The sequence below is a fragment of the Ramlibacter sp. genome (assembly GCF_029866045.1).
GTDB lineage: Bacteria > Pseudomonadota > Gammaproteobacteria > Burkholderiales > Burkholderiaceae_C > Ramlibacter.
This window is the reverse complement of record NZ_JARXAB010000165.1, coordinates 1-10,890: the sequence shown is the minus strand read 5'-3', so window position 1 is coordinate 10,890 and position 10,890 is coordinate 1. Positions and strand designations below refer to the sequence as shown.

The following is a 10,890-nucleotide window of genomic DNA, read 5'->3' as shown; positions in this document are numbered from 1 at the left end:
GGCCAGGAACTGGTGCGCGCCCTCGCCAAAGACAGCGACATCGTGATCGAAAACTTCAAGACCGGTGACCTGGCGCGTTTTGGTCTCGACTACGAATCGCTGCGGCGCATCAACCCGCGCCTGGTGTATTGCTCGATCAGCGGCTTTGGCCAGTCCGGCCCCTACAGCCACCTGCCCGGCTACGACCCCATCTTCCAGTCCATGAGCGGCCTCATGAGCGTGACCGGTCAGCCCGATGGCGGGCCCGGTGGTGGTCCGGTGCGTGTGGGCTATTCGGTCAGCGACATCACCGCCGGCATGTACGCGGTCTGCGCCATCCTGGCCGCGCTCCGGCATCGCGACATGGTCTCTGGCGAAGGCCAGTACATTGACTTGGCCCTGCTTGACGCCCAGGTGGCCGCTCTTTCCCACGTGGCCATGATGTACCTGGTCTCGGGCCAGCAGCCAGCGCGACTGGGCAATGTCTCGCCCATCACCTATCCCTGGCAGTCCTTTGAGTGCGCCGACGGCCACATCGTGCTGGCGGTCGGCAACGATCCGCAATTTGCCACCTTTTGCCAGGTGCTGGGCCTGCCCGAATTGGCGGCCGACGAGCGTTACCGGACCAACCCCCAGCGGGTCAAGAACCGGGAGGAACTCAATCCCCGCATCGCCGAGGTGCTGCGCCAGCGGCCGGTGGCCGAGTGGCAGCAGGCGCTCGAAGCTGCGGGCGTGCCCTCGGGGCCGATCAACGGCTTTGCCGAGGTCTTTGCCGACCCCCAGATCCGGCACCGCCAGATGCAGATGACGCTGCCCCACGCCAGCGCTGGCCAAGTGCCGCAGGTGGCCAACCCGGTGAAGTTCTCGGCTACCCCGGTGGCCTACCACCGCGGCCCGCCCGTCCTGGGCGAGCACACCCGCGAAGTGCTGCAAGAACGCCTCGGCCTGGATGCCGCCCGCATCGACCAGTTGCAGCAGGACGGGGTGATCTGAGATGGACATGTCCCATCAACCGCAAGAGGGCGCAGACGACGGGCTCCAGATGTTCCGCGACAGCGCCGCCGGCTTTCTTGGGGCGGCCGATCAGCGCCAGCGCTTTCGCCGGCTGGAGGCCAGTGGTGGCGGCTTGGACCGGGCCTGCTGGGAGCAACTGGCTGAACTCGGGTGGTTCTCCCTGCTGGTGCCAGAAGAAGACGGCGGGCTGGGCCTAGGCTTGGCGGAAGTGGCCGCCATCGCCCAGGAGGCCGGACGGCACCTCCTGCCTGAGCCCTTGGTGGACGCGGGCGTGCAGCCCCTGGCCCTGCTGGCCCGTCTGGCCCGCGGCGGCTTGCGCGACCAGTTGCTGGCGGACCTGCAGGTGGGTCGGCGGGTCGTGGGCCTGGCCTGGCAGGAGAGTGCCGGCGAGCTCGAACCCGGCAGCGGTATGACCCATGCACGCCCGCTCGCCGCTGGCAGCGCCGCGCCCGGGCAAACGCTCAGCGTGACCGGCACCAAGCGCTTCGTCCGTCCCGGCCCCGGCGCTGACGGATGGATCGTGGCTGCGGACCTGGCGTCGGAGACGGCGCTGGTCTGGGTCGACACCCTTGCCAGCGGTCTACAGGTGGAGCACGAGTCTGGCGTCGACGGCATGGGCACCGCCACGCTGCGGATGGACGAGGCCCAGGGGCAGTTGCTGGCGCACGGCCCAGAGGCCCTCGCGGCGCTGCAGGCGGCCAACGACACTGCGCGCTTCGCGCAGGCGGCCGAACTGGCGGGCATTGCCCGGCGCACGCTGGAGCTGACCTGTGACTACCTGCGCACCCGGGTCCAGTTTGGCAAGCCGATCGGCAGCTTTCAGGCCCTGCAGCACCGGGCGGTCGACGGACTGGTGCAGGTGGAGCTGGCCGAGGCCTGTCTGCGCGAAAGTCTGCGCGCCTTGGCGCGGGGCGACGGGGAGAGCCTGGCCGCGGTGGCCTCGCGGGTCAAGGCCCGCTGCGCCTACGCTGCCACCGAACTCACGCGTGCAGCCATCGGCCTGCACGGCGCAATCGGAACCACCAACGAATACGACATCGGCCTTTACTTCAAGCGCGCCATGACCCTGGCCAGTCGCCTGGGCAACGCCGCGTCGCTTCGCATGCGCTGGCGTCGCCTGCATGACGAGGCAGTCGCCAGCGCCAGCAGCGGCGGGCCTGCCGCCGTGTCGTCTGCGCCGGAAGTCACGTCGGAGGCTGCGTTCGACTTCCGTCCCGACCAGGACTGGGAGGCCATGCCCGAGCCGCGCTTTCGCGCCCTGGTGCGCGCTTTGTTCGCCCGGCACTACCCCGAGCACAGGCGCTTCATGCCTTACCGCCAGACCTGGGCCGAATCGCGTGACTGGTACATGACCCTGGCTCGCCTGGGTTGGCTGGCGCCGGCCTGGCCGCGCCAGCACGGGGGCATGGGTCTGCCAGCGGACAAGCTGATTGCCTACATTGAAGAGACCGAGGCCTGGGGTGTGGCCCGGACACCCGACCAGGGGCTGGTGATGGTGGGCCCGATCCTGATGCGCTTTGGCAGTGAGGCGCAGCGCCAGCGCTTTATGCCCCCGATCCTCGCTGGCGAACATGTCTGGACCCAGGGCTACTCGGAGCCCAATGCTGGTTCCGATCTGGCCGCAGTACGGACCGAGGCGGTACAAGACGGCGATCATTTCATCGTCAACGGGCAGAAGACCTGGACCACCTGGGGCGCCGACGGCACCCACATGTTCATGCTGGTGCGCACCGACAAGACGGTGAAGAAGCAGGCCGGCATCAGTTTCCTGCTGGTGGACCTGAAGACCCCGGGCATCACTGTGCGCCCGATCCGCAATATCGCTGGCGAGTCGGACTTTTGCGAGGTTTTCTTCGACAACGTGCGCGTGCCCGTGGAAAACCTGGTCGGCGGCCTCAACGAGGGCTGGACGGTGGCCAAGGCCCTGCTGGGGTTTGAGCGCCTGTTCACCGGAAGCCCCAAGCACTCGCAGCACACCCTGCGGCAGGTGGAAAAACTGGCCCGGCAGCGGGGCATGCAGGACGACCCGGCCTTTCTGGTCCGGCTGACCGAGCTGCAGCTGGACGCCATCGACCTGGGGGCCGCCTACACCGGATTTGCCGAGCTGGCCAAGCGCGGCGAAGTCATTCCGCCCACCATCTCCACATTGAAGATTTGGTCAACCGAGACCTACGAGCGCCTGGCCTTGTTGCTGATTGAATCGGCCCAAGACTATGGCGCCATGCGGGACCACTGCCACAGTGACGAGATTGACCTGCATGTGGTGGCTCCGCTGTTCAACGCCATGGGCGCCAAGATCTTCGCTGGCAGCAACGAGATCCAGCGCAACATCCTGGCCCGTACGGTGCTGGACCTGCCCGCCTGAGACGGATGCCTGATGATCCAACCCGACAACTTCCCTGAGTTCGGCCCGCCACTCCATGGCGGCCCAGCTGCTTTCCCCCCCTCATCGACCCAAGAAGGAGACAAGCGATGAAAAAGCGTTCCCTGTTTGCGCTGGCCCTGGCCGGTATGTGTGCCGCGGTGGCTCTGCCCGTCCAGGCCCAGAGCAATTGGCCTACCAAGCCGATCAAGCTGGTGGTGCCCTTCCCGGCCGGTGGGCCGGTGGACCTGCTGGCGCGTACGATCGCCCCGCGCCTGGGTGAGGTGTTGGGCCAGTCGGTGACCGTCGACAACCGGGCCGGCGCCAGCGGCATCATCGGCATGGATTCGGTCCACCGGGCGGACCCCGACGGCTACACCTTCGGCATGGGCGTTCCGGGCGGCATCACGGTGCTGCCGCACCTGCAGAAGGTGCCCTACTCGGTGGACGAGATCAACTACGTCACGATGGTGGCGCGGACTCCCCAGGTGTGCAGCGTGGGTCCCAATGTGCCGGTCAAAACCCTGGCGGAGCTGATCGCTTTGGCCAAGAAGGACCCGGGCAAGCTCAATTTCGGTTCAGCCGGCAACGCGACCAGCCCGCACCTGGGCACCGAACTCCTGGCGCGCGAGGCCGGGATCAAGATGACCCACATCCCGTTCAACGGCGCAGCGCCGGCGATCACCGCCTTGCTGGCTGGCAATATCGACGTGCTGTGCGCCGACCTTCCCCCGGTAATGGCGCAAGTTTCTCGGGGTGTGAAGATCCTCTCGGTCAACAGCCAGAGGCGCTCCGACGCGATCCCCACCGTGCCGACAGCGGCTGAACTAGGTCTGCCCAACGTGGTGGCCGACTCCAACTACGGTCTGATCGCCTCCAAGGGCCTCCCGCCCGCCATCATGAACAAGATGCGCGACGCGATGCATGAGACGCTTCGCACCCCCGCCGTCGCCTCGGCCCTGGCGAGCCAGGGCCTGACGGCGGCCCCCACGTCCTCCGACGATTACCGGCGTTTGATGCAGGCCGAGTCGGTGCGCTGGGGCGCCTTGGTCCGCGAGGCCAAGATCTCGATCCAGTAAGCGGCATTTGCCTATGCAAAGGCCCTGGGGTTTGCGCCCCAGGGCCTTTTGCATGGCGTGGGCTCGGGGTCTGTCCGGCCAGGCCTTGGGCGACTCAGCGCCCGGTGAAAACAGGCGCGCGCTTTTCGGCGAAGGCGCGCTGGGCTTCCTTGGCGTCTTCGGTCTGGCCGATCTGCGCGGTCATGTCCTGCTCATAACGGTAGCCGTCACGCAGGCTCATGTCTTCAATCACGTTGAGCGTGTGCTTGATCATCCGGGTGGAGACCGGGCTCTTGGCGGCGATGTTCTCCGCAATCGCCAGCGCGGTGGGCATCAACTCCTCGGGCGTGGTGCAGGCCTCGGCCACGCCCAGACGCAGCAGCTCGGCGCCATCGACACGCATGCCGGTCAGCGCCATCCGGCGCAGACGCGAGTGAGAGAACAGACGCATCGCGTGGCCGCAGCCGCCCAGCAGGCCTACGTCGACCTCGGGCAGGCCCAGGGTCGCCTTTTCAGAGGCAACGATGATGTCGGCCGAGGCCACCATGGCCAGGCCCGAACCCAGCGAGGCGCCATTGATCGCCACCACCACCGGTTTGGCGCATTCGCGGATCGCGTGGAAGCACTCGCGGGTGCGTCGCGAGTGCGCCTGCATGTCGCCAGGCCCCTTGATGTTGTCCTTGCGGCCCTTGAGGTCGGCGCCGGCGCAAAACACCTTGCCTGCGCCGGTCAGCACCACTGCGCGGATTTCGGGCGTTTCTGAAATGCGGTCCAGGGCCAGGGTCAGTTCGTCATTGAGCACCCGGGTCAGCGCGTTGACCGGTGGGCTGTTCAGCGTGAGGATGGCTACGTGGCCACGTTGTTCAAAAATTAGTTGGGTGAGGTCGTTCATCGGGCTGCTGGCTCATGGATCTTTGTTCTGCCCTGGGTGGGGCAGGCCTAGTCCCAAAGTGTCACCTAAAAGGATCGATGGCCTCCGCCAGGGCCATGTCCCATCCAGCAAAGCTGGATTGCGTCAGGGCTTGCGCCCCTAGGAAGTCCTGGGCAGGCATAGCAGCACTGCGAGGACGGGCATAGCCTGCCGAGGCGCTGCCTCTTACTGTGTCGACATGCCGGGATCTGCCCCGGGACCGGGATGATTTCAATGAACATGCGACTTCCTCTGCGCCTCTTGGCATGGGCTGGCCTTGGCCTGGCAGCCACACCCCTCACTGCGCAAATGCCACCTCGGCCCGCCGATCCGGTGCAGGCCTGTGAAGCCCTCAAGGCGACGCAGTTCGAAAAGACCACCATCGACAAGGTCACTTTCGTTGCTGCCGGCCAAGTGGTGGAGGGCAGCACCCTCCCGGCGCACTGCCTGGTGCAGGCGGAAATCGGTGCCCGTGTTGGCGTCCAAGGCGTGCGCTATGGCATTCGCTACGAGCTGCGGCTTCCGACCTCCTGGAACGGGAGGTTTCAGTTCCAGGGCGGCGGTGGGGTTGACGGTGTGGTCCGACCCGCCTTCGGCGTGCTGCACTCGGGTGTGACCCCCGCCCTGGCGCAGGGTGCAGCGGTCGCCTCGACCGACACCGGTCACCAGAGCGACAACACCCGGGATGCGACCTTCGGGCTGGATCCCCAGGCGCGGGTGGACTGGGGATATAACTCAGTGGAGCAGGTCACTGTGCAGGCCAAGGCGCTGGTTCAGCGCTTCTATGGTCAGCCAGCACGTTATTCCTATTTTGTGGGCTGTTCGGGGGGCGGGCGTCAGGGGATGATGGCGGCACAGCGCTATCCCCAGCACTTCGACGGCATTGTCTCGGGTGCACCCATCCTCGAGCAACACCTGGCCCAGGTGGGGTCGCTGGTGGCTCTGCGAGCCTTCCAGACGATCGCGCCACGCAATGCCAAAGGCGAGCCGATTCTGAGCCGCGCCTTGAGCCAGAAGGACCTGCAACTGATTGACAACGCCGTGATCGCCCAATGCGATGCGCTCGACGGTGCAAAAGACGGGATCATCGAAAACCATGCAGCCTGCAAAGTCGACTTGCGTGGCTTGCAGTGCACCGGAGAGAAGACCGATACCTGCCTGAGCAGAGAGCAGGTCTCGGTTTTCACCGAGGTCATGGCGGGCCCGCGAAATAGTGCTGGGGTGCAGCTCTATCCTGGCCCCCCCTGGGACGCGGGCATTTCCTCCGCCACTTGGCGTGGCAATTGGCTGGGCACCTCGGAGACCGCAACGCCCAACACGGCCAAGTACACTAATCAGTCGATCCGCTACGTCTTCATGACCCCGGCAGACCCGGACTTCGATTATTTGAAATTTGACGTCGATCGCGATCCTGCTCGGATGATGGCCTCTGCCGCCATAACCTCCACACGCGGTGTCGACTTCGAGGGATTCAAGGCTCGCGGGGGCAAAGCCATTGTTTACGTTGGTATGGCCGACTCGCTGGTGAACCCTGCTGGTGTGCGCGATTGGTACGACCGTCTGGTCAAGGCCAATGGAGGACTCGAGTCCACGCAGCGCTTCGCCCGATTTTTTGTTGCCCCCGGGGTGGAGCACTGCCGAGGCGGCCGCGGCCTTGATCGCTTCGATCCGGTTACCGCGCTTCAAAACTGGGTCGAGCGAGGCGTAGCCCCCGATACCTTGGCCAGCTCGGGCGCTGCCTTCCCAGGCCGCACACGCATGCTTTGCGCATGGCCCAAAATTGCGCGATACAAGGGCCAGGGTAGCTTGGATGACGCGGGCAGTTTTGAATGTGCAGCGCCCTGATTGGCGTAGTTCATACGTCGGCCGGGCCCGGGCACTTCATGTTGAGGCCAGCCCTCGGTTTGGGCCTTGCCTGGGCTGCCGAAATGCCCGAGCCATGACAATGGCAGCATAGCTGCGATTCAGGAGCTGCCGAATCCATTGGGTTTCTATACTGGATGCCATGTTCTTAGATCCCACCATCCCCGACGCCATTCGGCCTTCAATGTTCCCCTCCCTGGTCACGCCGCGTCCGATCGGCTGGATCAGTACGGTGGACGCCCAGGGCCGGGCCAACCTGGCGCCGTACTCTTTTTTCAACCTGGCCTCGTCCACGCCGCCGATCTTGATGCTGTCCATCAATGTCGCGCCAGACCGCGACCAGAAGGACACCTTGGCCAATATCCGCAGCCAGGGCGAGTTCGTCTACAACCTCGCCACCGTGCCCCTGGCGCAGCAGATGTCTGATTCGTCCATCACCGCGCCCTTCGGCGTTGACGAGTTCGAGCTGCTCGGGCTGGCCAAGGCACCCAGCGTCAAGGTGCGGCCGCCGCGGGTGGCCCTCACGCCGATGGCGATGGAATGCGTGGTCGAGCGCATCGTCGACATCGAGCCCCGCGAAGCGGGTGACACGCTCACTACCGTCGTCCTTGGGCGAGTGGTCGGCCTTCACATCGACGACGCCCTGCTTGACGATAAGGGCCGATTCAATTCCGCCGCAGCCAGGCCCCTGGCGCGGCTTGGGGGCTTCCAGTACGCTGAGATACGGGAGACTTTCGAAATAGCGCGGCCCGGGCCCTACCCCGGGAGCGCTTGAGGCCATGAGCGCCATGAGTGCTGAGTCCACGGGCCAGACCATCGTCCAGAAGATCCTGGCGCGCCACGCGGGACGCGAGCGGGTCGAGCCCGGCGAGCATCTGACCTGCGTTCCCGACCATGTGGCGACCCAGGAGCTGAACTGGCCGACGATTCGTCGCAACCTCGACCGCGTTGGTCCGCCCGGCCTCAAGCGCCCGGACAAGATCATCGTCGTGATCGATCACACGCCATCGGCTGCTACCGGCTCGCCGCATGCGGCCACCCATTACCTGCTCAAGAGCCTCACCCGCGACCTGCGCATCGGCCATTTCTTTGGCCCCGGCACCGGCCTGCGGCACCTGGTCCTGGTAGAAAAGGGCTTTGCCCGTCCTGGCTCTCTCATCTTTTCGGACGAGGGCAACATCGCCAGCGTCGGCGCTGTGGGCGCCCTCAACATATCGATGTCGCCCGACATCCTGGTGCCCCTGATCAAGGACGAGAACTGGGTCACGGTGCCGCGCACGGTGCGTATCGACCTGGTGGGGCAGATGCCCTTTGGCGTCAACGCCCGCGACATCGTGCAGACCCTGTTGCGCGATTGGGGCCAAGGCCAGTTTCTGCAGTGCTGCGTGGAGTACGGCGGTCCGGCCCTGGCGAGTCTGTCGATGGACGACCGCCAGACCCTGCTGGCCTCTACTTTCCACAGCATGTCAGACACCGCAGTGATGGAGGTTGATGACCTCGCCCTGGCTTATGTCGACGCGCGCGCCCAGGGCCGTCCCTACGAGGTGGTACGTCCCGATCCAGACGCGCACTACCACCTGCGCCTGACGATCGATCTGTCGACGCTCTCGCCCATGGTCACCGTGCCTCCCGAGCAGACCGGTGCGACGCCGGTGGAGCAAGTTGCTGGCTTGCAGGTGGACCAGGCCACCATCGGTTCCTGCGCAGGCAACCGGCTTCAGGATATGCGCGACGCCGCCCTCATCCTGCGCGGTCGCAAGGTGGCCCCGCATGTGACGATGTACATCACCCCCGGCAGTGCCGAGGTCTATGCCCAGGCTGCCCGGGAAGGCCTGCTCGAGGTGTTCGCTGAGGCGGGCGCCGCGGTGCTCACGCCCGGTTGCAACACCTGCTGGGGCTATCTGGGTGTGCTGTCTGGCAAGGAGGTGTCCATCACCACCCACCAGTTCAACTACCAGGGTCGCAATGGCAGCGAAGAGGCTCGGGTTTTCCTGGCCTCGCCGCTGACGGTGGCCGCCTCGGCGGTCGAGGGCAAGATCGCCGACCCTCGGCCCTATTTGCAGCAGGCGGCCTATGCCGCCTACCTGGCCGATGGTGCCGATGACACGCTGGGCGGCGCGCCAGGCGCCTCGCGGGCGGCCCCGCGCGGCGGTCACTGAAGGAGCGACGATGCCGGCCTTTGCAATTGAACCGGACCTGCCCATGGCCGGTCGCGTGTGGAAATTCGGGGACCAGGTTTCCGGAGACGATGGAATCATCGACTTCAGCGTGGTGCGCGAGGGCTTTGGCAAGCCGATGGACGAAGCCCTGCTCACCGCCATGTGCTTTCGGCGCATCAACCCGCGCTTCCCGCAGGAGGTGCAGCCGGGTGACCTCGTGGTGGGCGGAGTCAACTTCGCGCATCACAACCATGTCGAGGTCAGTGCGGCCATCCGTTTTTCCGGTATTGCCGCGGTGCTGGTGGAGTCTTGCGAGTCGGGCTTCATCCGCCGCGCACTGAGCCAGGGCCTCCCGGTGCTTACCGTGCCGGGCATCGCCGCCCGTGTGCAGGACGGCGAGCGCATCTCGGTGAACCTCGCGGCCGGCCGCATTGTTCTGGCCGACGGCAGTGCGCTCGATGCGCCACCCTTGTCGCCGCACATGCTGGCGGTGCTGCGGGCCGGCAGCTTGGTCGAGGCCTTGCGGCGCGAGTTTCAGGGCGCCGCAGCCCAGTGAGTCGAGTCGAAAAACGAACCGAATCCCACCCCTTCATCGCAGAAAAACCAGGAGACACCCCATGAACTTGCAACCCGCATTGCCCCGCCGTCCCCTCTTGTGGGCCACCGCCTTGGCTCTGACCGCCTGCATTGCTGCGCCCGTCATGGCGCAGCAATGGCCAGACAAGACCATTCGCCTGGTGCACCCCTATGCGGGGGGTGCGGCCGGTGACGTGCTCACCCGCGAACTGGCGGCGGGTTTGCAGCAGGAGCTGGGTGGCTCGGTCATCACGGAAAACAAGCCGGGCGGCGGTACGGTGATTGGCTCGGAGACAGTCGCCAAATCGGCGCCCGATGGCTACAACGTGCTGATGGCTGGCCCGGCCACGCACGTCATCATGCCGGCCATTCACCCGAAGCTGCCCTACAACGCCGAGAAAGACTTTGACCTGATCGGCATGTGGGCCATCGTGCCCAGCATGATCAGCGTCCACCCCTCGCTGCCGGTGAACAACCTGCGCGAGCTGATCGACTACGCCAAGAAGAATCCGGGCAAGCTCAATTACGCCAGCGCGGGCGTGGGCACCGGTCCGCATTTGGCCGGCGAGACCTTCAGGGCCATGACCCAGACCAGCATGACCCACGTTCCCTACAAGGGCGCGGCGCCGGCGGTCATGGCGCTGCTTGCCGGCGAGGTGCAGGTGGCCTTTGTCAACATCCCGCCGCAGACGGCCCATGTGAAGGCCGGCAAGATCCGGCCGATCGCGGTCATGTCGGCCACCCGCTCAGCGCTCATGCCCGAGGTGCCCACCGCCATCGAGCAAGGGCTGGCAGGGTTCCTCTCCGAGTCTTGGTACGGGGTGGCCGTGCCCGCCGGTACGCCGGCCGCAGTGCGCACCCGACTTCAGCAGGCCATGTTCAAGGCGGGCGCCGATGCCGACCGCAAAGGCCGCCTCATTGGTGCCGGCATCGAGCCCAAGCTGATGACGCCTGCGCAGCTGGCCGAGT

The 10,890-nt window shown here is 66.0% G+C and carries 9 protein-coding genes; 8 read left to right on the top strand and 1 reads right to left on the bottom strand.

Going from position 1 to position 10,890, the window contains the following annotated elements; all coding sequences use genetic code 11:
- The 3 genes from QE494_RS16525 to QE494_RS16515 form a co-directional block, all read left to right on the top strand.
- The coding region (locus QE494_RS16525) for a CaiB/BaiF CoA-transferase family protein (RefSeq protein ID WP_300045118.1) at positions 1-972 on the top strand (972 nt) is incomplete at its 5' end.
- A 7-nt stretch (positions 973-979) separates the two neighbouring features.
- Positions 980-3,358 (top strand): acyl-CoA dehydrogenase, encoded by a 2,379-nt coding sequence (locus QE494_RS16520; RefSeq protein ID WP_300045116.1) that lies wholly within the window; start codon positions 980-982, stop codon positions 3,356-3,358.
- Positions 3,359-3,465: 107 nt separating this feature from the next.
- Complete coding sequence (locus QE494_RS16515) at positions 3,466-4,434, top strand: tripartite tricarboxylate transporter substrate binding protein (protein ID WP_300045114.1); 969 nt, start codon at positions 3,466-3,468, stop codon at positions 4,432-4,434.
- 94 nt (positions 4,435-4,528) lie between these two features.
- Here QE494_RS16515 and QE494_RS16510 read toward each other — a convergent pair whose 3' ends face one another.
- Positions 4,529-5,305 carry an enoyl-CoA hydratase/isomerase family protein gene (locus QE494_RS16510; protein ID WP_300045112.1) on the bottom strand — a complete coding sequence of 259 codons (777 nt, stop codon included), beginning with the start codon at positions 5,303-5,305 and terminating at the stop codon, positions 4,529-4,531.
- Between the two features lie 258 nt (positions 5,306-5,563).
- Between QE494_RS16510 and QE494_RS16505 the strand changes: the two genes are divergently transcribed.
- The 5 genes from QE494_RS16505 to QE494_RS16485 form a co-directional block, all read left to right on the top strand.
- Positions 5,564-7,168, top strand: a complete 1,605-nt coding sequence (locus QE494_RS16505; protein ID WP_300045110.1) for a tannase/feruloyl esterase family alpha/beta hydrolase — start codon at positions 5,564-5,566, stop codon at positions 7,166-7,168.
- A 160-nt stretch (positions 7,169-7,328) separates the two neighbouring features.
- On the top strand, positions 7,329-7,961 hold the full coding sequence (locus QE494_RS16500; protein ID WP_300045107.1) for a flavin reductase family protein: 633 nt from the start codon (positions 7,329-7,331) through the stop codon (positions 7,959-7,961).
- Between the two features lie 13 nt (positions 7,962-7,974).
- Positions 7,975-9,345, top strand: a complete 1,371-nt coding sequence (locus QE494_RS16495; RefSeq protein ID WP_300045104.1) for an aconitase family protein — start codon at positions 7,975-7,977, stop codon at positions 9,343-9,345.
- A 10-nt stretch (positions 9,346-9,355) separates the two neighbouring features.
- A complete protein-coding gene (locus QE494_RS16490) occupies positions 9,356-9,901 on the top strand; it encodes a hypothetical protein (RefSeq protein WP_300045102.1) in 546 nt (181 codons plus the stop codon).
- A gap of 61 nt (positions 9,902-9,962) precedes the next feature.
- The coding region (locus QE494_RS16485; protein WP_300045100.1) for a tripartite tricarboxylate transporter substrate binding protein at positions 9,963-10,890 on the top strand (928 nt) is incomplete at its 3' end.